This is a genomic window from Luteolibacter luteus (genome assembly GCF_012913485.1).
Classification (GTDB): Bacteria; Verrucomicrobiota; Verrucomicrobiia; order Verrucomicrobiales; family Akkermansiaceae; genus Haloferula; species Haloferula lutea.
Genome location: NZ_CP051774.1, coordinates 3693210 through 3717846, shown reverse-complemented (window position 1 = coordinate 3717846; position 24637 = coordinate 3693210). Strand labels below are relative to the sequence as shown.

Annotated in this window: 19 protein-coding genes; 6 read left to right on the top strand and 13 right to left on the bottom strand. The window is 61.6% G+C overall.

What is annotated here, in order from left to right:
- Positions 1-34: 34 nt before the first annotated feature.
- Positions 35-964, top strand: a complete 930-nt coding sequence (locus HHL09_RS15370) for a DUF6807 domain-containing protein (RefSeq protein WP_169455507.1) — start codon at positions 35-37, stop codon at positions 962-964.
- The gene (locus HHL09_RS15365; protein WP_169455506.1) at positions 961-2391 is read left to right on the top strand and encodes a Gfo/Idh/MocA family protein; all 1431 of its coding nucleotides are present in this window, start codon (positions 961-963) and stop codon (positions 2389-2391) included. Before HHL09_RS15370 ends, HHL09_RS15365 begins: the two co-directional genes overlap by 4 nt.
- A gap of 72 nt (positions 2392-2463) precedes the next feature.
- On the opposite strand, the gene HHL09_RS15360 is transcribed toward HHL09_RS15365, so the two are convergent.
- From HHL09_RS15360 to HHL09_RS15345, 4 genes are all read right to left on the bottom strand, one after another.
- Entirely contained in the window at positions 2464-3120 is a 657-nt protein-coding gene (locus tag HHL09_RS15360) for an outer membrane protein (protein WP_169455505.1), read from the bottom strand.
- A gap of 72 nt (positions 3121-3192) precedes the next feature.
- On the bottom strand, positions 3193-5664 hold the full coding sequence (gene mutS, locus HHL09_RS15355) for a DNA mismatch repair protein MutS (RefSeq protein WP_240963641.1): 2472 nt from the start codon (positions 5662-5664) through the stop codon (positions 3193-3195).
- A gap of 44 nt (positions 5665-5708) precedes the next feature.
- Positions 5709-6296 (bottom strand): hypothetical protein, encoded by a 588-nt coding sequence (locus HHL09_RS15350; protein WP_169455504.1) that lies wholly within the window; start codon positions 6294-6296, stop codon positions 5709-5711.
- A 29-nt stretch (positions 6297-6325) separates the two neighbouring features.
- A complete protein-coding gene (locus tag HHL09_RS15345; RefSeq protein WP_169455503.1) occupies positions 6326-7258 on the bottom strand; it encodes a hypothetical protein in 933 nt (310 codons plus the stop codon).
- Between the two features lie 143 nt (positions 7259-7401).
- Between HHL09_RS15345 and HHL09_RS15340 the strand changes: the two genes are divergently transcribed.
- Both HHL09_RS15340 and HHL09_RS15335 read left to right on the top strand, forming a co-directional pair.
- Entirely contained in the window at positions 7402-8268 is an 867-nt protein-coding gene (locus HHL09_RS15340) for a histidinol-phosphatase (RefSeq protein WP_205760854.1), read from the top strand.
- Positions 8269-8303: 35 nt separating this feature from the next.
- A complete protein-coding gene (locus HHL09_RS15335) occupies positions 8304-8723 on the top strand; it encodes a cytochrome b562 (protein ID WP_169455501.1) in 420 nt (139 codons plus the stop codon).
- A gap of 80 nt (positions 8724-8803) precedes the next feature.
- On the opposite strand, the gene HHL09_RS15330 is transcribed toward HHL09_RS15335, so the two are convergent.
- From HHL09_RS15330 to HHL09_RS15320, 3 genes are all read right to left on the bottom strand, one after another.
- Positions 8804-9457: a L,D-transpeptidase gene (locus HHL09_RS15330; RefSeq protein WP_169455500.1), complete on the bottom strand. Its 654-nt coding sequence runs from the start codon at positions 9455-9457 to the stop codon at positions 8804-8806.
- Positions 9458-9516: 59 nt separating this feature from the next.
- A complete protein-coding gene (locus HHL09_RS15325) occupies positions 9517-10860 on the bottom strand; it encodes a tetratricopeptide repeat protein (RefSeq protein WP_169455499.1) in 1344 nt (447 codons plus the stop codon).
- 69 nt (positions 10861-10929) lie between these two features.
- Complete coding sequence (locus HHL09_RS15320) at positions 10930-13581, bottom strand: PQQ-dependent sugar dehydrogenase (protein ID WP_169455498.1); 2652 nt, start codon at positions 13579-13581, stop codon at positions 10930-10932.
- 199 nt (positions 13582-13780) lie between these two features.
- Here HHL09_RS15320 and HHL09_RS15315 point away from each other — a divergent pair, with 199 nt between their 5' ends.
- On the top strand, positions 13781-16045 hold the full coding sequence (locus HHL09_RS15315; RefSeq protein WP_169455497.1) for a glycoside hydrolase family 2 protein: 2265 nt from the start codon (positions 13781-13783) through the stop codon (positions 16043-16045).
- Between the two features lie 66 nt (positions 16046-16111).
- Here the strand turns inward: HHL09_RS15315 and HHL09_RS15310 are convergent, their stop codons facing one another.
- The 3 genes from HHL09_RS15310 to HHL09_RS15300 form a co-directional block, all read right to left on the bottom strand.
- Entirely contained in the window at positions 16112-16858 is a 747-nt protein-coding gene (locus HHL09_RS15310) for a hypothetical protein (protein WP_169455496.1), read from the bottom strand.
- Between the two features lie 28 nt (positions 16859-16886).
- Complete coding sequence (locus HHL09_RS15305; RefSeq protein WP_169455495.1) at positions 16887-17246, bottom strand: SpoIIAA family protein; 360 nt, start codon at positions 17244-17246, stop codon at positions 16887-16889.
- Positions 17247-17399: 153 nt separating this feature from the next.
- Complete coding sequence (locus tag HHL09_RS15300; protein WP_169455494.1) at positions 17400-18839, bottom strand: arylsulfatase B; 1440 nt, start codon at positions 18837-18839, stop codon at positions 17400-17402.
- 76 nt (positions 18840-18915) lie between these two features.
- On the opposite strand from HHL09_RS15300, the gene HHL09_RS15295 reads away from it, so the two are divergent.
- On the top strand, positions 18916-19866 hold the full coding sequence (locus tag HHL09_RS15295) for a helix-turn-helix domain-containing protein (RefSeq protein WP_169455493.1): 951 nt from the start codon (positions 18916-18918) through the stop codon (positions 19864-19866).
- A 16-nt stretch (positions 19867-19882) separates the two neighbouring features.
- On the opposite strand, the gene HHL09_RS15290 is transcribed toward HHL09_RS15295, so the two are convergent.
- The 3 genes from HHL09_RS15290 to HHL09_RS15280 all read right to left on the bottom strand — a co-directional run bounded on the left by HHL09_RS15290 (position 19883) and on the right by HHL09_RS15280 (position 24601).
- Positions 19883-21220, bottom strand: coding sequence for a hypothetical protein (locus tag HHL09_RS15290; RefSeq protein ID WP_169455492.1), 1338 nt, complete (start codon positions 21218-21220; stop codon positions 19883-19885).
- The gene (locus HHL09_RS15285) at positions 21217-23193 is read right to left on the bottom strand and encodes a sigma-70 family RNA polymerase sigma factor (protein ID WP_169455491.1); all 1977 of its coding nucleotides are present in this window, start codon (positions 23191-23193) and stop codon (positions 21217-21219) included. Before HHL09_RS15285 ends, HHL09_RS15290 begins: the two co-directional genes overlap by 4 nt.
- 349 nt (positions 23194-23542) lie before the next feature.
- Positions 23543-24601 carry a M42 family metallopeptidase gene (locus HHL09_RS15280; protein WP_169455490.1) on the bottom strand — a complete coding sequence of 353 codons (1059 nt, stop codon included), beginning with the start codon at positions 24599-24601 and terminating at the stop codon, positions 23543-23545.
- Between the last annotated feature and the right edge of the window lie 36 nt (positions 24602-24637).

The window sequence follows — 24637 nt, the reverse complement described above, 5'->3', positions numbered from 1 at the left end:
CCGAGCAGCGACCTTGTCCAGTTTTCGCAGAATCATGAAATCCGCGCTACTCGCTCTTTTACTTATTTCGCCCGCTTTCGCCGCGGACGGCTTCACGACTTCCGCCGCCGGGGGAAAGGTCACCGTGACGCTGGATGGAAAGCTCTTCACGGAATACCGGACCGATTCGAAAGTCCCCTACTGCTATCCGCTGATGTCTGCCTCCGGTGCGGTCCTTTCCCGCCACTGGCCGATGAAGAACGACGTGAAAGAGGAGGAAAAGGATCACCCGCACCACCGCTCCTTCTGGATGAGCCATGGCGCGGTCAATGGCCACGACTTCTGGGCTTGGACCACGAAAGAAAGCGATCCGAAGATCGAACACAAGGGCACCCGCGACGTGAAGGACAACGCCTTCACCGTGGACCTTGCTTGGACAGCGGCGGGCAAGACCCACCTAACCGAAGAGCGGACCTATACCTTCACGAAGATCGACGCTGAAACCACGGAGATTGATGTGACCTCGAAACTCACCGCCGCGGATGGCGACGCCACCTTCGGAGATACCAAGGAAGGCATGTTTGCGATCCGGGTCGACCGGACCCTGCGCCAGAAGGGCGAGCAGGCGAAGGGACACATCACCGACTCCGAAGGCCGCAAGGACGGGGAGGTGTGGGGGAAAAAATCGGATTGGGTGGCCTTCGATGGCCCGGATGAAAAAGGCGAACCGGCGGTGATCGCCATGTTCGATCATCCCTCCAACCTCCGCCACCCCACCTGGTGGCACGCCCGGGACTACGGCCTGCTGGCCGCAAACCCCTTCGGCATCCACGATTTCGAGAGCAAGAAGGACACTCACACCGGCGATCACGTCCTGAAGAAAGGAGAGACCCTCGTGTTCCGTTATGGAGTTGTCCTACATCATGGCAGCTTGGAATCCGCCAAGCTGGCCGAGCGGTGGGCCTCCTTTTCCAAACCCAAATGAAGCGTCGTCATTTCCTCGGCACCTCCGCCTTCGCGGGAACCTGGTCCTTGCTAGCCCCGCATGCCCGCGCCCAAGGAGCCAACTCCGAACTCCGCGTGGCGGTGATCGGCCTGAACGGCCGGGGGATGAACCACGTGGAAGGCATCATCGCGGCCAAAGGCGCGCGTCTGGTGGCCCTCTGCGATTGCGACTCGACGGTGCTGGCAAGGGCGAAGGACTTGGCGGAGAAGAACAATGTCCAGGTGACGACCTACGGTGACTTCCGTAAATTGTGCGAATCGAAGGAAATCGACGCCGTCACCATCGCGACCCCGAATCACACCCATGCGTTGATCGCCATCACAGCGGCGGCAAATGGCAAGCATGTCTATGTAGAGAAGCCGGTATCCCACAATGTATGGGAAGGCCGGATGCTGGCGGACGCGCAGGCGAAGTACGGCGTGATCATCCAGCACGGCTTCCAACGCCGTTCCGAGACCTCGTGGGCGGAGGCCTTCGAGATCGTGAAGGGCGGAGAGATCGGCAAACTGAAGCTGGCCCGCGGCTTCTGCTACAAGCCGCGCCCCTCCATCGGCAAGGTGGCCGCGCCGCTGAAACCGCCAGCGGAAGTGGACTACAATCTGTGGTGTGGCCCGCGCGAAATGACGGACGTGCATCGCGAGAGATTCCACTATGATTGGCACTGGCAATTCGCTTACGGAAACGGGGATCTGGGCAACCAAGGCCCGCACCAGCTGGATGTATGCCGCTGGGCGCTGGGGGATCCGGAGATGCTGCCGCACGTGGTGATCTCCTGCGGCGACCGCTATGCGCACAAGGACGATGGCGAATGGGCGAATACCCAGCTGGTTTTGCTGAAGTACGATCCTGCACCGATTCTCTTCGAGGTGCGCGGCCTGCCAATGAAAGACGTCGACTACTCCAGCGGGATGGATTCCTTCAAAGGCGAGCAGATCGGCAACGTCATGGAGTACGAGGGCGGCTGGCTTTCCGGAGACCACGCGGGGAACTGCGCGATCTTCGACAAGGACGGAAAGGAGCTGAAGCGTTTCTCGGGCGGCCGCTCGCACTTCCAGACGTGGATCGATTCAGTCCACTCGAAGAAGCAGGAGCGGATGTACTCCGCGGAGAACGGGCACCTTTCCTCGGCTCTGGCTCACATCGGAAACATCTCCTGGCGCCTCGGCGAAACACAGCCGGTGGATGCGGTGAAGGCCGCCTTTGATCATCCCGCCGGCGTGGAAGCCGTGGAGCGCATGGAGGTTCACCTGGCGGCCAATGGTGTGGATGTCGCGAAGCAAGGGATCCGCCTCGGGCCCGCCCTCGAAAGGGCAGAAAAGGGCGAGCAATTCACCGGTGCAAACGCGGAGAAGGCGAATGCCATGCTGAAGGGCAGCTACCGGAAGGAGTTTGAGATCAAGGTCTAGATCCGCACTCCGGAAAAATTCATGCGAAGGCCGGCACCCACGAGGATGCCGGCCTTTCTGCAGCAGGTTTTGTTAGAACGTGAAACGCAGGCCGGCTTCCACGAGGACATCATCCTCGAAGGTCGCGATACCCCCGGCATTGCCAAGGCCTTCGGGTTCATCGAGGTAGACCCAGCGGGCACCCGTGAAGACCTCGAAGTTATCGGTGACGTCATATCCGAGGCCCGCGAAAATCTGGGCGTAGAAGACGGTATCATCTTCCGAAACGCGCAGCGAGGGACCCGAGATGAAGGGAGCAAAGGCCTCGAATTCCGTGAAGGCCACACCCAAACCGGCGCCCGCGTAGAAGTGCAGGTTCTGCGCGATCTCACGCTCAAGCTTGAAGTTCACCGTCAGCGGCACGAACTGGAAGTCCGAGAATAGGGTGGTATTCACCAGCGCCGTCGGGATGGTGGGATCGATGATCGGGACGGCATCGTCCGTTTCGGCGAAGCCCACTTCCAGATAGATGGAGGGCTTGAAGCCAGCCCATTCGTAAGGCATGTCCACGCCGAGCTGGGCATGGTACATTTCTTCCTCCCAATCGATCAGGTAACCGGCGCTACCGCCGATGAACCACCGCCAGAGACTAGGCTCTTCTTGGATCGGTGCGGGGATGGGCTCCTTCGAGGTGGTGCCGGCCATGGCGGAGCCGGCGACTAACATCAGCGCAATGAGTGCTTTCTTCATGGCACTCTCTACACTGGGGGATCGGCTTGCAAAACGCAACCTCCAAATATCTAGCGGCTTACGGGCTCGATCTTACATATCCCCGAAGAGATCCAGCTGGGGTGCATTGGCCAGCGGCATCGCATCCTGCCGGGTGTTCTTCGCCTTGGGTCCCTGCTTCTTGGCATCCGGCTTCGCCGAGTGGAGTTCCAAGTGGGAAAGGATCGACTTCGCACGTTCGATGATCGGCTTCGGCAAGCCGGCGAGACGGGCCACCTGGATGCCGTAGCTCTTGTCCGCAGCCCCCGGGAGGATCTTGCGGAGGAAGATGATCTCATCGTTCCACTCGCGCACCGCCACGTTGAAATTCGCCACCGCGGGGCGCGTGTTCGCGAGATCGGTTAGCTCGTGATAGTGGGTCGCGAAGAGGGTGCGGCAGCCGATGACATCATGCAGGTGCTCGGCCACGGCCCAAGCGATCGAAAGTCCGTCAAAGGTGGCGGTGCCACGTCCGATCTCATCCAGGATGACCAGTGACTTGTCGGTCGCGTGGTTCAGGATCAGCGCCGTCTCGTTCATCTCCACCATGAAGGTGGATTGGCCGCGAGAGAGATCGTCCGACGCGCCCACCCGGCAGAAGATGCGGTCTACCATGCCTATCGTAGCATTCTCCGCCGGGACGAAGGCACCAATCTGCGCCATCAGGGTCACAAGGGCGACCTGGCGGATGTAGGTGGACTTACCCGCCATGTTCGGCCCGGTAAGGATCTGCAGGAGTGAATCCGCAGGATCGAAGGCCGTGTCATTCGGCACGAATTTCTCCTCGACCAAAGTCTGCTCCAGCACCGGATGGCGGCCATTCGTGATGAGCAAGCCGCGCGAATCGTCGAGCACCGGCCGCACATGGCTGTGGATCTGGGCAGTCTCGGCAAGCCCGCAGAGCACGTCGATCTCCGCGATGCCAGCGGCGGTTTGCTGTAGCGGGACGAGCCGGGTGCAGACTTGCTGGCGGAGCTGGAGGAAAAGCTCCATCTCAAGCTGCTTGGCGCGCTCTTCGGCACCCAGCACCTTGTTCTCCATCTCCTTGAGCGCAGGGGTGATGTAGCGCTCGCAGTTCGCCATGGTCTGTTTCCGGGTGTAGTCGTCCGGAACTTTGGCAAGCTTCGACGAGGTGATCTCGATGAAGTAGCCGAAGACGTTGTTAAACTTCACCTTCAGCGAGTCGATGCCAGTGCGCTTCCGCTCGTCCTCCTGAAGCTTCGCGATCCAAGACTTGCCATCGCGCGACAGCGAGCGGAGCTCGTCGAGCTCCGGCGCATAACCATCGCGGATGATGCCGCCATCCCTCAGGATCGCCGGAGGCTCTTCCGCGAGGGCGGTTTCGAGAAGTTCCACCAGATCGGGGAAAGGCTGGATCTCTGAGGCGTAGGGAACGGAAAGGCAGGCGAGATCATCCTGCAGTGCGGGGATATGGCCCAGCGAAATGGCGAGCGCCTGAAGATCCCGCGCATTTCCCGCGCCCTGCGAAAGGCGGCTGACAGTGCGCTCGATGTCGCGGATCCCCTGCAGGGACTCCCGGCACTTTGATAGGATAAAGGGCTGTTCCAATAGACCCGAAATGAAATCGTGGCGGGCACCCAAGGCATCCCGGTCACGCAGCGGATGGAGAATCCAATCGCGCAACAGACGAGCTCCCATGGGCGTTTTCGCGCGATCGAGAGCACCCAGCAGCGTGTGTTTCTTCCCCGAACGTGAGTCGATAAGATCGAGGTTCCGCTGCGAGGCTGCATCGATGAGAACATGCCGGGCATTCTCCCGCATCCGCATCGTGCGCATGTGATCGCATGGCCGGCGGAGCTGGTGCACCAGATAGTGCAGGATGGCCCCGGCCGCCGCGACCGCGGAGTGGGCATCCGCACAGCCAAAGCCGTGCAGCGAGTGCACCCCGAAGTGATCGCAGAGCATCTGCCGGGCGGGATCCGGCAGGAAGGCGTAGCCATCGTAGGGCTGCGAGGCACCCAGTTCGCCGAAGACCGCGAGCTGTTCTTCCGAGATCAAGAGCTCCGAAGGCGTGAGGCGTGCAAGCTCATCATCGAGCTGTGCCTGATCCGCGAACTCGGCGACGGTGAACTCGCCCGTGGAGTGGTCGACACAGGCAAGGCCGCGCATTTTCCCGAGCAGGAAAACGGCAGCGAGATAGTTCGGGCGCTGGTCATCGAGCAGGTGACTTTCCACCACCGAACCAGCGGAGATGATGCGCGTGATCTCGCGCTCGACGATCTTGCCCGGCTTCGGCTCGCTGGTCTGCTCCGCGATGGCGACGCGCTTCCCGGCGCGGACGAGGCGGGCGATATAGTTGTCCGCGGCATGGTAGGGAACGCCGCACATCGGCACGGTATTCCGCTTGGTCAGGGCGACATTGAGGATCGGCGCGGCGGTCTTCGCATCCTCGAAGAACATCTCGTAGAAATCGCCCAACCGATAGAGCAGCAACACGTCGGCAGGCAGCGAGCGGCGCATCGCTTGATATTGCGCCATCATCGGGGTGAGCGTCGGTGCGGACATCGGTCCCGGAGTTTGGGGAGCCGGACGCGGTGGGAAAAGGCAAACTAGCGGTTTTTGATGAGCGCCCGCCAAAGGACCTCTCCGGCGAGCGAAGGATCCGGCCAAAAGACCTCCAGGCCACGTCTCGCCGGCTCCCAGCCCTGTGCCAAGGCTAGATCCACCAGAGCACCTGCCATCTCGTCGGTTATTTCGTCATACCACGGGATCCCGCCCGCCATCAAAACTTGTCCGTCCGGCAGCTCGAGGGACCAGATCTTGAGATGCATGGTTTCATCGCCTTCCGGCGTCCAGGCGCATCGATGACCGGCCCGCACGATCTCCCGAGGAAAACACCCGAAAGCGTCGCGTGCAGCTTCCCGGCTGAGAGCCAGGGATTCCGCAGCACCCGCCTGAGGGTCCCATCCTTGCGACAAACCTTTTTCGATGACCCGACGCACCAGCCCCGGGCTCACGATCTCGGCGTGGGAATGAGCACTGAGTTGGGCGCCGTTGCGATTTCCTTCGGCGAGCACAAGCACGGTCTTGAGCCACGGGTAGTCGTCATCAATGGCGAGATGCCAGCGATAGGTCGCGGCCCCGACCGTGATCTTGCGGGAGTATTTCTGCCGGATCGCCATAGACCTGCCCGGCATCCTAACAACACGGATCCATCAAACAAGAATCAACGCGGCAGCATCACCATGCCCTTTCCGAGAGAGGCGCGATATTGCTCCAGCTGCTTTTCATCCAGCACGCCGCTCATGCTGTTCACCTTATCATCGATCTGGGCTTGATGCTGCTGCCGCGCTTGTTCGATGGCGCTTTCATCCGAACCAAAGGCGTCGGAGCCGGCCATGCGAAATGACATCACGGCGTCCACCGAACTCCCTTCCCCTCCAGCTTCCATCGGTGGAGCGAGCATGCCTGCATTGAGCATCTTGGGACCGGGTGCGGACTCATCGCCCCGTGCCTGTTCTTGGAGGATCGCGTAGACGGCATCGCGCTGCTCCGGCCTGAGTTCCACCGCTTGGGTCAGAGACGCCATCTCTCGCAGTGTCCGCGCTTCGACCCGCTGGTCGCGCTCGGTTTCCTTCATCTTTGTGTAGTCCTGTTCCTGGCTATCGGTCAGCAGATCCTTCAAAAAATCGTCCAGGGATTTGCCATCATTGCGCTGGGTCATCTGCACGCTCTTGCCATCATCGCCGACTGTGACCTTCGTGGCTTCTGCCTGCTGCTTGAAGTAGTCCCGTAGCTTGGCTTCCTGCGAGGCATCGAGTCCGAGCTTGTCCACCAGCTTCGCGATCCGCTCCTCATGGCGTTTGGTTTGCTGTTCTTGCATCGAGTCCATCAGGTGTTTGGTCACTGCCTCGATCTGCATCTTGGGAAGCTCGTCTTGAGCCTCCTTGGGCGGGCGGTCATGGGATTTCCCGGATGCTTGCGTGGAGCCGCCCGCGGGACCAGCTGCAACAAGAGCGCTTGAATTTGCGACGGCGGCCCCGCCCCGCGTTTCACTCGATGACATGTGGGAAGCTTCCGCAGCATCCGGGATGTTCTTGATGAGCCAGCCGATGACGATGCCGATGACCAAAGCCCCGAGAGGTAATGCTGCTTTCACGCGGGAGAAGCGCCGGGGCCGGGAATATTTATCACGAAGGCCACCGGAAAAAGGCGCAGGACATCCGGCTCATCACCCCGGGGAATCACGGAGATGAAGGAATGCGATTGGCAGTCCGGGTGGCGAAAGGCGATGCTCGCTCCGTGAGCTCGATCCCCACCACCAACGCTGCTCCCCTGCTCTACGAATCCCATTCCCATACGCCGCTGTGCAAGCACGCCTATGGAACACCCCAGGAGTTCGCCGCGGTGGCGCTGGAGCGGAATCTGAAGGGGATCACTTTCACCTGTCACTGTCCGCTGCCGGACGGCAACTCGTCCCATGTGCGGATGGACCCGGAACAATTTCCGGAGTACCTCGATCTCATCACCAGCGCACGCGAAGCATATGCGGGAAAGGTGGACGTGCGCACCGGGATCGAGAGCGATTATTTCCCCGGCGTGGAACCATGGTTGGAAGCGCTGCACGCCCGAGCACCGCTGAGCCACGTCCTCGGCTCCGTGCACTATCAATTGGCGCCATACCGGAAGCACTACTTCAAAGGCGATGTGCTGGCTTACCAGAAGCTCTACTACGAGCACCTGGCGATGTCGGCGGAGACGGGACTTTTCGACACGCTGGCACACCCCGACTTGATCAAGAACGAGTCGCCTGCCGACTGGGATTTCGAGCGGCTGCGCGATGACATTTCCCGTTCGCTGGACCGCATCGCCGCGACCGGAGTGGCGATGGAGCTGAATACCAGCGGGCTATTCAAAAGCCTGCCGGAAATGAATCCCTCCCCTTCCCAACTCGTCCTGATGCGCGAACGAGGAATCCCGGTGGTGATCGGAGCGGATGCGCACCGGGCGGATCGCGTCGGTGACGGCTACATGGAGGCGCTCGAACTCCTTCAGGATGCGGGCTACGCCGAGGTGAGCTTCTTCATCGACCGGAAGCGTCAGGATGTGCCGATCACGGCCGCGCTGGCTTCGCTGCCCCCCCTTTCCGTTGGAGCCGGGCTTCCTTGACAGTACGGCATGTGGAACGCTGTATGCGCGTGCGTATGAAGAAACTGATTTTCCCTGCATTCCTCCTCGCGGCCACGCTGGTGATGCCGCTGCCGGTCCGTGCCGATGACGACACGCCGCTCGCCAAGGAGATGGAGAAGCTGGATGAGGCTTACAAGTCCTTCCGCCGCGAGACCGACGCAGCCAAGGGTGCCGCCGCTGCCCGCGAAGCCCAGTCGACCGTGCTCAAGGCGATTCCGCTGACCCCGGCGATGCTCGAGAAGATGCCGGCCGGAGAAGCGAAGGACAAGGCCCTCGCCGCCTACCGCCTGCAGATGGGCAAGCTCTTCGTCTCCCTCTGTGAAGTGGAGTCCGCCTTCGTCGCCAAGGATCTCGACGCCGTGGCCAAGCTCGTCGACACGCTGAAGGGCGAGAAGAAGGACGGCCACGACAAGTTCATCGAGGAAGAGGAATAAGTCCCCTTTTCAAGGAAAAGCCCCGTCCGCGAACTGCGGACGGGGCTTTTTCGTGAAGTGATCTTTGGAAAGCTGGGCGCTTACTCTTCCACGGAAACCGGAGTGCCAACCTTCACCTTGCCGTAAACGGTGGGCATCACGGCGCTCGGGCCGCGGATGCAGGCGTGCGAGGCCGCGCGGCGAGAACGTGGGATGGGGCCAATGTGGTGGCCGACACCGTCCCAGGTAAGACGCATCCAGTAGTTCATCGAAGCACCCACGAACTTGCCGCCTTCCGGCACGTCCTTGGGCGTTTCCCCATCGACCTGATTGCCCTCGGCGTCAAAGACACGGCCGTAGCTGTTGGAGGACTTGTCGACGATCTTCTCGAGGATCTTGTAGTTGCCCGGAGGTGTCGGACGGGAAGGCACGCCACTGGAAACCGGGTAGTCGATCACCACCTCTTCGCCGCGCATGAGGAAACCACGCTGGATCGGCAGGGAAATGACGATCCGCGAGTTGGAGTCGTTCGTGGTAGAGAGCAGCTCCTCGTTCTTCCAGACCTTCATGGTCTTGGGGTAGTCCGGCTCCGCCTTGAAATGATCGTAAGTGCCAGGTGGAAAAGGATTCACCGGCTTGCCTGCCGAGTCGATCGGCTTCCCGTCGGCACCGGTGGCAGGCTTGTTAGCACAACTTGCGAGAACGAGTGCGAGCACGCTGGCGAGGATGCTCAAAAGGGACGACGACGAATTCATGGGGACTGGCTGGCGGCGCTCTATACCCCGAGTCCCCGCAACCTGCAACCCCTTAACTTCTAACGAGGATCAAGAGAATCCGCCCGCTGCAGCAATGAGTTAGCCGCTTCCGCGTTCCGATTTTCCTTCTGCCAGATGCCTGCGAGGCGCCGCATGGCAGCCGCGGTTTCCTTCCGCTGCTCGGCCGGGAAAGCACGGATCGCGGCACGCAGGCGCTCTTCCGCAGCCTTCGTCTGGCCGTCCTGCAGGAGGATCTCGGAAAACTCTTGGAGGAAGACGGGATCGCCCGCCGGGCCATCTTGCCCGGAGAGATTCTCCGCCTGCCGGAAAAGGAGCGACGCCCGTTCCCGCGTTTCGGGATCGCGACGCGACGCGACCGCAAGCTTCACGGCCAAAGAGGCGTCGGATTGGTTGAAGAAAACTGCCTTCTCCAGCAGCAGGCGGGCTTCCCGCGGCTGGTCCGCTGCCAGGAATTCGTCGGCCAACTGCAGGAACTCGGAGGGATCGCCACCCCGGATCTTGAGCGCTTCGGACGCGTGCGGGAGTGCTTCCGGGATGCGCCCTTGCTTCCGGTAGAGCTTGGCAAGCGTCTGATGGGCAAGTGCTTGACGAGGATCGATTTCAAGCACGGCGAGCAGGGTCTTTTCGCCCTCCGCCGGTTTCTCCGCGGCGAGCTGGAGGATGCCGAGCCGGGTCCGCAGCTCAAGCGAGGAAGGAGCCGCCGCCACATGTCCGGCGAGGATCTCCGCGGCTTCCGCCACACGCCCGGTGGTCCGGAAATGCTCGCTCGCCGCGCGGGCCAGAACCGCATTCTTCGGACTCTGCTGGCAGGCAGCTTTCAGCATCTCATCGAGCTGGGCGCGCGCACTCTCATCATCCTTCGAGAAAAGCGTCCGGGCCATCTCCAGCGCGGCAAGGGTGTCGCTCGGGGTGGCATGGGGTCTCGCAAGGGCCTCGAAGATCGCTCTGGAGCGATCCCGCTGTTCTAGCCCTTCGTAGATCCGGAACAGCCGGCGCTCGATGGCGAGATTATCGGGAAACTGCTTCCGCGCCGCTTCCAGGGTGTCCCTCGCCATCTTGGTCGCGAAGTCATCGTCCGGGGTAGAACTCCGCAGAAAGTCGGCATAGTCCAGCTGCGCATCCAGCCGCTCCGGGTGCCCCTTCGCAAATTCCCGGTACAAGGTGGATGCGCCCTCGATGTCTCCCTGCCGCTGCTTGTATCCGGCGACACGGGCGACCAGCGGGAAGGCCGAGGGATCCGCCACGCGGGCTTTTTCGATCGCTGCCGCGGCAGCCGCTTGGTCACCCCGCTGCTCCGCCAGGATGCCGTAGGCGAAGTCGAGCTTCGGCTCCGCGAGGGCGACCGCCGTGAAGGACAGGGGCAAGAGCGCGAGGGATCTCATGGGCTGCCTCCAAGAAAGCGGGCGGGAGGGAAAAGGTCAAATCCTCCAGCCCGCGCCGTCCCGTCCGGTTTACTTCTCGTTAAAGCGTACCCAGTCGAGATTCATGATGCCGCCTTTCCCGGGATTCACGAAGACCGCGACGAGATCCACAGGCCCTTTAACCTCCAAGGGCGCAGTGACTTCCTCCCACTTGTCCCAGGCACCGGTTGACTTCACTTCCAGCTTCGCGACCAAGCGACCGGAGGCCGAACCGTCGCGGAACTCGATCACCCCGCCCTGACCACCGCTGGAAACGCGGGCGGTCAGGCTCACGCTGTCGTCCAGCTGCAATTTCCCCAGATCGAGGCGATGCCCGTGATCGATGGAGCCGATGAATTGCCCCTGCGCTCCCGAGCCGCTCAGGACTTTTGCTCCTTGGACCTTGCCGCTCTCCGCCTGGAGAAGCCGCGGCAGGAGCCGGATGCTGGCGCTGCTGCCAAGCGAGCCGACCGTGCCCTTTCCGGCATCAGTATAGGAGGCCTCAAGCTGGCCGCCTCTCAATCTGCGTTCGTTCGGAACGGTGAGTTCGCCCGTGAGACCGCGGTTCACCGCCGGAGCGGCCTTGCCCGGCTCCAAGGAGAAGATCCAGCGCACCATCAGGTTCGCCTCGTCGGGATTGATCTGCGGGTGAGGCAACATGCCGACCTCTCCCCAGACTCCGGACGACCCCTTGAGGACCCGCTCGGCAGCGGGAGCAATCGCCTCCGACTTGCCACGATAGCGGTTTGCGATGTCCAACAGCGGTGGTCCCACCAGCTTCTGGTCCACGGAGTGACAATTGAAGCAGTCATTCTGCTTCATCAGCGCAAGCCCGCTTTCCACGCCGCTCGCATCGTCCCCCGCTTCCCAAGAGGCATTGACCAAGGTCCGGTAACCGATCTCATCCGGCTTGTCCTTGCTGCTGCCATCCTCCACATCCTTGACCTCGATCTCGTAACGGAGCTTCTGACCGGGTGTCACGAAGGTGCCATCGGCAGGAGCCACGATGTGGACTTCCGGCGCGTGATTCCCCACGACCAGGTTCACGCTTGATTTCGCCGTACCACCCTTCGTGTCCTTCACGGTGAGCTCGGCGGTGTAATTCCCTGCCGTGGAGAGCGTCACCTTCGCCTCTTTCGCTTTCCCGATCACCTTGTCCCCAGGCTGCAAGCGCCATTCGTAGGCCAAGGTATCGCCTTCATAGTCTTTTGAGCCTTCCGCGGAAAGGGAGACCGCCAGAGGCTCCGGACCGCGCGTGTTGTTCGCCTCGATCTTCGCGACCGGAGCCAGGTTTCCCCATTGGAATGAGATACGGACCAGGCGGGCATCCTTGTTCGCGCCCCAGGTCTCGCCGTAGTCCATCACGTAGAGAGCGCCATCCTTCCCGAAGCACATGTCCACCGGGCGCTTGATCTGGAAGCGGCCGCTGTCGTCATCCGCACCCTGGGCGAGCCGCACCGCGTTGGTGAAGGGCTCCATCTTCTCAAGGTTGCCCCTCGCGTCCATGCGCAGCCAGACAATGAAAGGACGCTGCCAATCGTAGAAAATGATACTACGGTCATAGTACTCCGGGAAACCGCCGCTTTGCCGGAACTTCGGATCGTAATGGAAGGCAGGACCTCCGCAGGCGGTGCGGCCGCCGCCACCGATCAGCGGGAAGTCCGGCGTGGGGCGTCCGGGATACCAGACCAGAGGCGACTGGACCGCTGGCAGCTTCTTCATGCCGGTGTTGTTCGGGCTGTCATTGGTCGGCCCTTTCATGTCGAAGGCCTTGCCCGCCTTGTTCGCGGTGAAATCGAAATCGTTGTATAGCTCCTTGCCGCGCGAATAGGGCCAACCGTAGTTCCCCGGCTTGGTGATGCGGTTCAGCGTGTCGAAACCGTTTGGTCCGCGGTCCTCCCGGGTCTCGCCGGAATCCGGACCCACGTCGCCGACATAAAGCGCTCCATCCGCGGGATCGATGCTGAAGCGCCACGGATTACGAAAGCCCATCGCGTAGATCTCCGGGCGCGTGTCCGGCGTGCCTTTCCGGAAAAGGTTACCCTCCGGAATCTCATAGCTGCCATCGGCCTTCGGACGGATGCGGAGGATCTTGCCCCGCAGGTCATTGGTATTTCCCGCGGACTTCTGGGCGTCCCACGGATTGCGACCGTCACGCTCGTCGAGCGGCGAGAAACCGTCGGACTGGAAGGGATTCGTATTATCGCCGGTCGAAATGTAGAGCATTCCGTCCGGGCCGAAGCGCAAGGCCCCGGCATGGTGGCAGCACTCCTTCCGCTGCTCCGGGATTTTCAAGAGGTCCTTGCGGCTATCCTTGTCGAGCTTGTCGTCCTTCACCTCGAAGCGGCTGAGCGTCTGGCCATCGAAGTCAGGCGCGGAGTGCAGCAGGTAAATCCAGTGATTCTCCGCAAAGCCGGGATCCAGAGCCATGCCCAGCAGGCCGTTCTCCATCGCGTTCGTCACCTCCAGCTTGCCCACTTCCTTCACGGAGCGGTCCTTCGGGTCGAAGATCTTCACCACCCCCGCGATCTCATTGAAGAAAAGGCGGCCATCCGGCGCGAATTGCATCTGCATCGGCTGCGGCATGCCTTCGAGCAGGGACTCCACCTTGAAGCGGTAGTCCGGAGGGACCGGCCCATCGGCGGAAAGCGCGTGCGGCTGGGTCAGGAGCAGGAGGGAAAACAAGGCGGACGGGGTCTTCATGGAACGTTATGATCGGAACGCCCCCGCCCGGAATGCCCTTTCAGAGGGCGGCGTACCCATATCGGGGACACAAGGCAGCCCGGGAAAGGTGCTTCCGGCTTGCAAGTCGGCCCTTTTGCCGCAAGCGATTGAGGATTCCGCATTTTCTGGAAGATTGACCTGTAAAACCCGTATCACCTAGCAACTTTTGAACCCTTTTATGAAGAACCCCATACGACTCCGATGGCTCGCGCCTTCACTGGCGGTGGCGGCAGCCCTGCTGCCCTGTCTGGCCAAAGGCCAGCAGCCCGCCGTCTGGAAATACACCACCGACAAGCCGGCCGACGGCTGGGAAGCCCCCGGCTTTGACGACTCCGCCTGGAAATCCGGTCCCGGTGGCTTCGGCGGCAAGGAAGGCCAGAAGCGCGCACCCGGTGGCGTGGTGAACACCGAGTGGACGAGCGACGACATCTGGCTGCGCCGCGAATTCGAGCTGAAGGAAGTGCCGGCCAAGCCCGCGCTTTTCATCCACCACGATGACGACGCGGAGGTCTACCTGAACGGAAAGGAAGTCCGCCGTTTCGCGAACTACTCGACCAACTACGAGATCGTCCCGCTCGATCCAGCGCAGAGTTCCGCGCTCAAAGCCGGATCGAACCTGCTTTCGGTGCATTGCCATCAGGGCGTGGGCGGCCAATATATCGACGTGCATGTGATCAATGCGAATTCCCTGCCGGACGTCCGCACGCTGATCGGAAGCGATGGCGCGGTGCGCTCCGCCTTGATCACCCCATGGGGTGAAAAGGTGACCGAGCAGAACGCGTGGCGCGAGTACCCCCGCCCGCAGCTCCAGCGCAAGGAGTGGACGAATCTCAACGGCAAGTGGGATTACACGATCACCACGCTGGACGCGAAGACGCCTGCAAACTGGCTGGGTAAGATCCTCGTCCCCTTCCCCATCGAATCGAAACTCTCCGGCGTGCAGCGCATGCTGCAACCCTATGAGGCGCTGTGGTATCGCCGCCCCATCGAAGCGAAGGCCAGCGAGGGCAAGCGGGTCTTCATCCGCTTCGAAGCAGTGGACTACAAGACCACGGTGTGGTGCAACGAGCAGGAGCTTGGCACGCACATCGGCGGCAACCTGCCATTCAGCTATGATATCACCGACACGCTGAAGGATAGCGGCAACGTGATCACCGTCCGCGTGGAGGACTCCACCGGCGGCTCCCAGCTGCGCGGCAAGCAAGTGCTGAATCCGGGCGGCATCTTCTACACGCGGAACTCCGGCATCTGGCAGACCGTCTGGCTGGAGGAAGTCCCCGAGCAACGCATCGAAGCGTTGGCGATCACCACCGACATCAAGACCGGCGAAATCACCATCAAGCCGACGCTCAAGGGCAACGATTATTCCGACGTGGACCTCAAGGCCCAGGCACTGGATGACGGCAAGGTGGTGGCCGAGGCCAAGGGCAGCCCGCTGGTGCTGAAAGTGCCGGATGCCAAGCTGTGGTCACCCGCCAGCCCGCATCTCTATCAGATCAAGGTAAGCATCGGGGCCGATGAGGTCACTTCCTACACCGGCATCCGCAAGGTCGGCCAGGAGCGCGACAAGGACGGCAACCTGCGCTTCATGCTGAACGACAAGCCGATCTTCCACTGGGGTCCCTTGGACCAAGGCTGGTGGCCGGACGGCGTGCTTGCCCCGCCATCCGATACCGCGATGGCCTTCGAAATCCAGTGGCTCAAGGACGCGGGCTTCAACATGATCCGCAAGCACATCAAGGTGGAGCCTAGCCGCTACTACTACCACTGCGACAAGATCGGCATGCTCGTCTGGCAGGATCAGGTGAGCGGTGGCGCGAGCCCGCCGTGGACCAAATTCGACCTGAATCCGAAGGATGCCCAGTGGTCCGATGCGGATCACAAGCAGTGGCTCAGCGAGCTGGACCAGATGATCACGCATCTCGGCAATTTCCCGAGCATCGTGGTGTGGACTCCCTTCAACGAAGCATGGGGCCAGCATCGCACGATGGAAGTCGGCGAGTGGACCGTGAAGCGCGATCCGACCCGCACCGTGAACATTGCCAGCGGTGGCAATTTCTGGCCGGTGGGCCATGTGGCAGACCTTCACCACTATCCCGACCCGGGCTATCCGACAGAAGATCCACGCTACAAGGATTTCGTGAAAGTGGTGGGCGAATTCGGCGGCCACGGCTGGCCGGTGAAGGATCACCTCTGGAATGTCTCAAAGGAAAACTGGGGCTACGGCGGCCTGCCGAAGAGCATCGAGGAATACCGCGAGCGCTATGAGAAATCGATCCGCATCCTCGCCGAGCTGAAGGCGAAGGGCGTGGCGGGCGGCGTCTACACCCAGACCACCGACGTGGAAGAGGAGATCAATGGTCTGATGACCTATGACCGGAAGGTCATGAAGATCTCCGCGGAGGATCTGAAGAAGATCCACGCGCCGCTGATGGCGGACTGAGGTCCCCGTCGAACGACGATTGTAAGGAGCGGCTGCCGGGATTCCGGCAGCTGTTTTCTTTTGGGCTTAGAAACGAATGATCAAGCCGATGTTCGGACCGCTGGTTTCGGTATCATAGACGAAGCCGCCCTGGTGGTAGTCCACCGAGATGACGCGATAGGCAAGGGCCAGCGTGGTGCTCTCCGAAAGCCGGTAGCCAAGCCCGACCACGGCCTGCCAGTATTCGTCGGAGGACACCTCGAATCCGCCATAGGCACCATTCGCGAAGAAGGTCCAGCAAGCACCAATCTCCTGACGGAAACGCAACGCGAGAAAAGGATCCAACCACTCCTGCGAACCCGATCCGGAACGCGCCTGAACCGGCAAGCGCGGCGTGAAGAGATCCAGATCTGCATCAATGCTGTTCAGCATGACGCCCGCGGCAAGGTCGAGGGAGCTGCTTTCACTACCATAGATCTCGTAGGCGGCCGAGAGCGAGGCCGTGACCTGATCCTGGCTGAGCCGGATGTAAGAACTTGCGGGCCCTTGCTGCGAAGCGGACATCTTCAGCCAGATGGCATCCGCGGTGATCGACCAAGGGCCTTTCCTCGCTTCAAAGCTGCCGCTCAGGCCGGCATCAAGGTCATCGAGGATATCGCTGAAGGACATGTCCACCTTCGCCGGGGCGAGACCGGCGACACCGACATCGCCTTCCAAGCCCATCAAGGGAGCATAGAGGGCGGTGGTGAATTCCCAGTCGTCCGAAATGGTGGCGGCGTGAAGGACGGGCGAAAGGATGGAGATGCTGGCGAGGCGCAGCAGGGAACTTTTCATGGAAGGCATTGGGGTCGATGGAGGCTTGTCAGGATTTCAACCAGGCACGGGCGGAGACCTCGTCGCCAGTGGCGAAGTATTCGATGGGAAAGGGCCGCAGGCCCTTCGCGGTAAAGAGCAGCGCGAACTGCTCCCAGCGGACGTCCGCGACCAAGGCCATGCCTTGGATCAAGTGATCGTGGTCCGTTTGGAATGAGACATCACTCCAGGCATCGTCGTCACTCCAGCCGGTGAACCTTTCCGCGAGGATCAGGAGCTTGCCCCCGCTCCAGTTGCGGAGATGCGTCCCCATTTCCTGATGGATCGATGCCAGCTCATCCGGCACTAGCTGGCCGGTCAGCTCAATGGTTACGATGCCGCCAAAGGCATCAAGCAATGTAGCACTCATGCAAGGGGTCCCGAAGGGAAGGCTGTCGCAAGGAAGAGGGAACGGAGTGAACGGAGACCAAGCCAAGGGGCGGACACCTCCCCCGGAATCGCGCCCGGCGCTTCGCGCGTCATCCGTCCCCTCTTCCGAATTTGCCTCACCAAGGAGAAGGAATCAGGGTTCCGCGGTGGCCGTATTTTCCTCTGTGGGGATCGGCGCGGGACCAAAGATGCCGCTGAAGACGGACTGCATGGCGGTCTCCATGAAGAGCGGCTTGGCGGATTCCGAGGCCAGCTTTTCGAGGCGCGCCTGGAGTGCCTTCACCTTTTCAGGATTCTCGGCTGCGAGGTTGGTCGTCTCGTTTGGATCTTTGGAAAGGTCGAAGAGTTCCAAGGAGGAAGGTAGCAGGTTTCGCCACACCAGCTTCCACTGACCTTGGCGGATCGCACCGCGGAAAGGCTCGACATTGTAGAGCATCTCTTCCCGGGCAGAGGGCTTGCCCTCGGCGATGACAGGCCACGCATCGATGCCATCGAGCGGCTTGCACTTCGCCGTGGATGCGTCAGCAAGCCTCGCAAGCGTCGGCAGCATGTCCACGATGTGGATCACTTCATTCACCTCGCCCGATTTCACGTGGCCAGGCCAGTTCGCGAAGGCAGGCACACGGGTCCCTCCTTCATAAAGCTGACCCTTGCCGCCCTTGAGCGGACCATTATCACAAGGCACCGACTTCACCTTGCTCTCCCCGGTCATCGAGGCATCGCGGGTGCCGCCATTGTCGCCGTGGAAGACGATCAGCGTGTCTTTCCGCATGCCCTTCTTCTCCAACTCCGCGAGGACTTTCCCGATCTCGTCGTCCATACAGGTGATCTGCCCTGCATAGGCGCGGCGGGATTCATCGCCGATCGACTTGTAGCGTTCGAGGTATTCCGGTGGTGCCTGGTAAGGCGCGTGCGCCGCGGTGAAAGCCAAGTAGAGAAAAAGCGGCTTCGAGGAATCATGAGCGTCGATGAGTTTGACGGCATCCGCACCCAGCAATTGGGTCACGTAGCCCTCCTCTTCCACCGGCTGGTTGTCGCGCTGCCAGTCCAGCACGCCATGGGCGGAGTGGGTAAAATAGTCGATTTCCCCGAGGACCGCACCGTAGTGGTAATCGAAGCCACGCTGGCGCGGCCAATATTTTCGGTCGGCGTGGCCGAGGTGCCACTTGCCGATCATGGTGGTGCGGTAATCCGCGCCCTTGAGCACCTGCGGTAGTGTGTATTCATCCGTGGCCAAACCGTAGGTTCCCTTGCTGGGAATCACGACCGTCTGCAGACCGTAGCGACAAGGGTACCGGCCGGTCATCAGCGCGGCGCGGGTGGGCGTACACATCGGCTGCACGTAGAAGCGCTCCAAACGCGCACCCTCCGCGGCAAGCTTGTCCAGGTTCGGCGTCTTGATTTCCGTCGAGCCGTGGAAGCCGACATCCTTCCAGCCGAGATCATCGGCGACGATGTAGAGAATGTGCGGCGGACGTTCGGCAGCAGCCGAAACCGTGATGCAAAGGGCGGCACAAAGAATAACCAGGAAACACGCGACCAAGCTGTGCCTGGGCAAAAAACGAGAATTCATAAGGGGAAGAAATGAGAGGACGAATCCTGTCAAAACGCTGGCTTTCCATTCTATCCGTTTTGCGCACAATTCAGGCGTGGCCCCCCCCGTCACTGCCCCTCCCCTTTACCGTCGCTCAAGCCGGGTGATCACGGAGCCGGATGAATTTGCCGATGCGGCATCGGGCATCGATCTGCGGGTGGATTTCCAGAAACGGCAGGAGCGCGTCTCCAGGGTGGAGCAATTCCAAAGCGCCGGCTGGGCGCTCGATTTCGGCGAGGCGAACGTGAAGACCCGCGTGCGCGGCGTACTGAATGGAGGTTGGGCCTCTTTGTGCCTGGCGCGGGGACCAGGAGAAGCAACCTGGAACGGCCAAGCAGCACCACCAGGCAGCATCAGCCTTTTGCCACCCGGCGCGGAACTGGAAGGACGCACGACCGCGGACTTCGCTTGGCTAACCTTCGCCATCCCTCCCTCCGCCTGGAGCCGCTGCCTCCAGATCGCGGGAATTAGGGAACGAGCGCCGCAGCAACTGATGGTCTGCCATCTCCCGGAAGCCGTGCTGACATCTCTCGGGCACCAGTTGCGCCAGAGTCACCGATTGCTCACCGAAGGAAGCGACCCCACAACGATAGACCAAACCTCCGGCTTCGTGAGCGAGGCCTTCACCACCGCTTGCGAACTCGCCAGCCGGGCAAAGCCGCCCCGCGATTCCCTGCGCAACCGCGCCCGCTTGGTCCGTCGCGCCACGACATGGCTGCAGGAGCACATGGCCGAAGCGGTACAGATCCCGGACCTCTGCCTCGCCCTCGGCGTGAGCCGCCGGGAGCTGGAGTATGCTTTCCGGTCGGTCTTCGACCAAAGTCCCCGCGATTACTTGGAAGCCCTTCGCCTGAATGCCATCCGCCGTGCCCTGCTGCGCGCGGATGCCTCCAGAGACACGGTCATCAACGTCGCCTACGCTCACGGCGTCACGCATCTCAGCCGCTTCGCCGCGAACTACCGGGTACTCTTTGGTGAAAATCCTGCGGAAACCTTGAAGGGCTGATCCGACCTCTCCTGCCCTAGCGGTGCTCAAGCTCCGCCCTCACCGATTCCGGCAGCTCGCCGTGCGAATCGATCCAATCGCGGGCGGCCTTGCGATTGTAGGTCAGCCACCGGTCCAGGGTTTCGCGGTAGAGGAACTCACGCGACTCTTGATTTCCCACTCTTTCAATTGTCGAAAGGGCCAAGTCCCACTCCTTCTGATTGTTGGTGGCAACCTCCATCCACTGTAACAAGAGCCATTTGTCGACCGACTCGGGATTGCGGTTCATCACCTCCAAGGCCTGCCGGGGCTGGCCTTTATAGATGAGCCCGTCGACCGAAGCCGCGACGGCGGCGTTCTTGTTAGCGCCCTTGGGAAGCTTCCCGAGGCTTTCCAATGCCGCTTCATAGTTCTGCGCCATCCACTGCTCGTAGATTTGGCCGGCTCCCGGCCGGTTCAGCGCGCCGGGATAGTCAGCCAGCAGTTTCAGGCGTTCATCCAGCGTCTTCATTCCGGAAACCATCGCGGCCACCGCTTCGTCCCTTGCCTCTCCCGGAGAAAAAGATTCCAGCCACTCACGCTGCTCTTCCGCACTGAGTCTGCCGATCTCAGCTCCCAAGGGAACGATCACGCTCTGTCGCGTTTCGACCGGTAGCTGCGAAAACTCCCGGATCACTTCCTTCAAACGCTTGGGCAGCATTCCCTTCAACACGATGCCGAGTGCGCCATGGTCCCTGTCGCCGGCGTCATGGCGCATTGCCCAAGCCAAGGCTGTCTCCGGATCGTGACTGACCAGAATCCGCAGTGCTTGGCCAACCAGTGCTGCGGACTTTCCATTCTCCTTGAGCCAGGCAAGCGCTCTTGTGGGATCTCGTTCTACCCAGACCTTCAGCGCGGTACTGTCCCGGAAGAGCTTCTCCTTGAGTTCCTCCTGAAGGGCCGTCTCGGGATCTACCTCCGCCCAAGCGGCGAGGACCAGGAGCAACATCGGATCGCCGTACGTCGGGTCGCCACCATTCTTGCAGATCTTCTTCATCTCTTCGTAGAAGGCGGGGAAATCAGCCGGATTCAGACCGTCGATCATCCCCAGCAAATCCTGGGTCCGTGCGATTGGGTCGCCAGTAATCAGGAGACTGGAGAGCCGCTGCTGAAAGGCAGCACGATCTCCGATGCGTGTCGGAGCAGGACCTGATTCAGCCGCGCCACGTTCCGTCACTTTGCCTTGGCTGCCAGGAGAGAGACTGGCGGCTAAAGCCCGGCTCTCTTCGTCGCGGCGTTCGTCCGCCGAATGCCGGAGCGCTACGCAAACCCCGGATCCGGCGAGAAGCGCTACGACAAGAACTGCGGTCAGCAAACGGGTGGAGGAGGCTTTCATGGCGTCTCGACGGGGCGGAAGTCGATGGGTGCGGACGGCTGCTCCACAGGTGAATGCATGGCAGCGCGAACCTTCTCAGTTACCGCCTCGGGATTGGCTTCGAGCCAAGCCTGCACGGCATCCGGATTCTTGGCCCGCCACTGCTGGAGCTGGCGGAGCTGCTCGCTTTCCCTCATCTCCGGGTTCTGGATTCTCGCCAGATAGGCGATGGTCTCGCCGCTGGGATTTCTGCTCATGTCGTAGCTCACCAGCTCGGAAACCAGCTTGTCCCCGGACTCCTCCGGATAACGGTCCAGCAGTTCAAAGGCGGCTCGCGCGCTCCGCTGCGAGGCTAGCGCGGTGACAACACCTTTGAACGCCTTCGACCGGACCGGTCCCGGCTCCATCTCTTGAAGAGCTTCGCTGGCGGTCTCAGGCACCATGAGGCCCAGATTGAGGAAAAACCGCTCGATATTGGTCTGTTGCAGGACCTCAGGCTCGGACTTGAGGACTTCCCATACGATGGGGGCATTTGGAACCGATCTTCCTTCGTTCTCTACCAAGGCGCGGACCAATGCGGAGCGCTCCGCACCAGGCTCGGCTATCCCTACGATCCTTGCCACGATGTCAGGCTGATCGCTCATGCGGCTGCATATCCAGTGGAGACTCCCCGACCGCTGTTCCTCCGGAACACCCTCCAACATTGCGGTGACCGCAGCGGGGAGATCGACGCTTCCTACCCCGCTCAGAAGACTTCCCCGATAGTAGGGGCTCGCCTCCTTCGCCCATTCCAATGCTTCTCTGGGATGGGTGGCTCCCAAGGCGAATCCCAGCACGGTATGGTAGTCCGATTTCAGGACGGCTAGCACGCTCTCGGGATCCTTGCGAGACCAGGCAGTGGCCAGGATCTTATGCTCCGGGCCGAGGTTCACCGTCCCCGCCCCTGGCGAGGAGTAGAGCCGTTGATAGTATTCATCGAACGCGGCGTGGAGATCCTTGAAGTGCTCCGGCTGAAGCTGCGAGGCGAAGTCCAGCATTTCCCGCCGCTTGGTCAGGGCGTTCTCAATGGAGAGGATCGCATCAAGGCGCGCCCGGCGCCCCTCCGCGGTGGCAGGGAGAGATGGCTGGTTCCGCGGCGTGCGGGCGCTCGCGGGCAAGGACGCTTGCTCTCCGGAAAGCTTGGTTCCGGAGGAAATGACGGCTGGGGGCGGAGCCGCTCCAACAGGCCGTGCCGCATATCCCAGCGACGCGATAAAGACCGCAGCAGCGGCGATGATCAGGGATTTCTGGGTGGCATTCATGACGAGAATTACGGCTTGGAAGCCTGTGGGAACCAGCGGAGTGACGCCTTGGGCCGCCTGCAAGATAAGTCCCTTCAAAGCCGCCGGGGCGGAAGCAGACGACGCATGCGCAGGAAGCAGCGTGGCCAGCGCCGAGGAAGTCGTGGTGATCCCCCGCTTCCCCAGCATGGACCGGAGTTTCTCCAGCGCGCGCGAACTGCGCTTGCGGGCGAGCACCTCGCTCAGGCCCAATCTGGCGGCGATCACGGCGTGCGCTTCACCCCGGTAGAAGCGGGCGAGGACGAGTTCGCGATCAGCGCTTGGGAGCGCATCCACCAAGCGGTCGATCACCGGTGCCAGGGCATCCCACTCCTGCGAGCGTGGAGGGTCGTCGTTCGCATTCATCTCAGTGGTGGCCACCAGCCGTTCGCGTTTCTTCCGGCGTTCCTCCCCGCGGACCAGACTGGCCGCGAGCGATTGCGTGGTCCGGTGCAGCCACGCGGTTAGACTCAGCCCGGCAGGGATCAAGGCAGCGTGGGAGGCCAACCGCACGAAAACGCTCTGGGAGACATCCCGCGCCAAATCCTCACTGCGCGTCACCCGGCGGGCAACGGCATGGACCAGGCTCAGGTAGCGCTCGACCAGGAGACGAAAGGCCGCCTCGTCGTTCCCGGCGAGGTACCGGTCCAGCAGCTGGCGGTCGGATGCTTCCATGATTCATCCCGTATTCTCCGACCACGCGAATCCGTGACAGGAAATTTCGTGAGACAGCCCCTCCTGCACTCCACCCCGCTGGCAACAATCTGCCGCCGCTCCATTCCTAACCACAGCAAAACGCCGGGGACCTCTGGCGCCGCTTCATTCCCTATCTCGCCTCTGCCACCGTGGCGTCGAATTACCCCTCGAACCCCGATGAACACGCAGCAGCCAAAGAATGTTCCGATCGCCCGCCTGATACTCCCCGGCAATTTCCGCCTGTTATTTTTCCTGTTTTAACAGGCGGAACAGGTAGGGCGTCCGGTGATCCCGGGGGCCTCTCCAGCCCCCGGAAAACGGTGTGACCTCAGAACCTCCAATCGCCCTTGTCCAACTCGCAGACGCAGGCAACCAGCAGATCGATGGAGGCCTGGAGGTCATTCTTGTTCACCGTCTCGATGGTCTGGTGAATGTGGCGCGTGGGAACCGAAACGGCACCGGCGATGGAACCGCCGGGAACCATGCGCTGAAGACCCGCGGTATCCGTGCCACCGGCAGCGAGGATCTCCGGCTGCCACTTGATCTTGTGGGCATCCGCCGTCTTCTTCATGAAGGCAACCATGCGGTAATCGCAGATCACGGAGCTATCCATGATCTTGATACCGGCACCTTCACCGAGCGCGGTGCAGCGCTCCTGCGGTGTGGAGCCGGGAACATCGTAGGCGATGGTGGTGTCGAGACCGAAACCGAAGTCCGGTTTGATCTCGAGGGCGGAGACATTCGCACCGCGGAGACCGACTTCTTCCTGAACGGTGAAGACGGCGTAGAAGTCGTAGGCAGGCTTCTTCCTGCTCTTCTGCAGCGCGCGCAGGGCCTCGATCAGCAGGAAGACACACACGCGATTGTCGAGGGACTTCACGTTCACACACTCGCCGAGCTCAAGCAGCGGGCTCCAGCGGGTGACGGGGTTGCCGACTTCGACGAATTTCTCGACCTCCTTCTTCAGCAAGCCGGTGTCAATGAAGTAATCGGTGATCTTGGCCGGCTTGTTACGGTCTTCCGGCTGCATGATGTGGGTCGGCTTCGAGCCCATCACGCCGATGATGTCCTTCTTCCCGTGAACGATCACGCGCTGGGAAGTGAGGGTCTTCGCATCGAAGCCGCCGAGGGGATTGAAGCGGATGAAGCCCTTGTCATCGACGTGGGTGACGATGAAACCGATCTCGTCCATGTGCGCCGCGGCCATCGCGCGCTTGGCGGAAGACTTGCCCTTCTTCAGGGCGACCACGTTGCCCATGTTGTCGACGCGGATCTCATCGGCGAGATCCTTGATCTCCTCCAGGACGAGTTCGCGGATGAGCTTCTCGAATCCCGGCGCGCCGGGAGCTTCACAGACACGGGCAAGCAAGGACACGTCGATAGCCATGGCGCGGACGCTAGGAGGTCCTGCCCGGCCATGAAA

Coding starts and splice junctions, on each gene's coding strand:
- HHL09_RS15330 (WP_169455500.1), bottom strand. CDS start 9,457: ATGAATTCGTCGTCGTCCCTTTTGAGCATCCTCGCCAGCGTGCTCGCA.
- HHL09_RS15280 (WP_169455490.1), bottom strand. CDS start 24,601: ATGGCTATCGACGTGTCCTTGCTTGCCCGTGTCTGTGAAGCTCCCGGC.
- HHL09_RS15300 (WP_169455494.1), bottom strand. CDS start 18,839: ATGAATTCTCGTTTTTTGCCCAGGCACAGCTTGGTCGCGTGTTTCCTG.
- HHL09_RS15285 (WP_169455491.1), bottom strand. CDS start 23,193: ATGGAAGCATCCGACCGCCAGCTGCTGGACCGGTACCTCGCCGGGAAC.
- HHL09_RS15320 (WP_169455498.1), bottom strand. CDS start 13,581: ATGAAGACCCCGTCCGCCTTGTTTTCCCTCCTGCTCCTGACCCAGCCG.
- HHL09_RS15290 (WP_169455492.1), bottom strand. CDS start 21,220: ATGAAAGCCTCCTCCACCCGTTTGCTGACCGCAGTTCTTGTCGTAGCG.
- HHL09_RS15360 (WP_169455505.1), bottom strand. CDS start 3,120: ATGAAGAAAGCACTCATTGCGCTGATGTTAGTCGCCGGCTCCGCCATG.
- mutS (WP_240963641.1), bottom strand. CDS start 5,664: ATGTCCGCACCGACGCTCACCCCGATGATGGCGCAATATCAAGCGATG.
- HHL09_RS15365 (WP_169455506.1), top strand. CDS start 961: ATGAAGCGTCGTCATTTCCTCGGCACCTCCGCCTTCGCGGGAACCTGG.
- HHL09_RS15305 (WP_169455495.1), bottom strand. CDS start 17,246: ATGAGTGCTACATTGCTTGATGCCTTTGGCGGCATCGTAACCATTGAG.
- HHL09_RS15315 (WP_169455497.1), top strand. CDS start 13,781: ATGAAGAACCCCATACGACTCCGATGGCTCGCGCCTTCACTGGCGGTG.
- HHL09_RS15325 (WP_169455499.1), bottom strand. CDS start 10,860: ATGAGATCCCTCGCGCTCTTGCCCCTGTCCTTCACGGCGGTCGCCCTC.
- HHL09_RS15310 (WP_169455496.1), bottom strand. CDS start 16,858: ATGAAAAGTTCCCTGCTGCGCCTCGCCAGCATCTCCATCCTTTCGCCC.
- HHL09_RS15370 (WP_169455507.1), top strand. CDS start 35: ATGAAATCCGCGCTACTCGCTCTTTTACTTATTTCGCCCGCTTTCGCC.
- HHL09_RS15350 (WP_169455504.1), bottom strand. CDS start 6,296: ATGCCGGGCAGGTCTATGGCGATCCGGCAGAAATACTCCCGCAAGATC.
- HHL09_RS15335 (WP_169455501.1), top strand. CDS start 8,304: ATGAAGAAACTGATTTTCCCTGCATTCCTCCTCGCGGCCACGCTGGTG.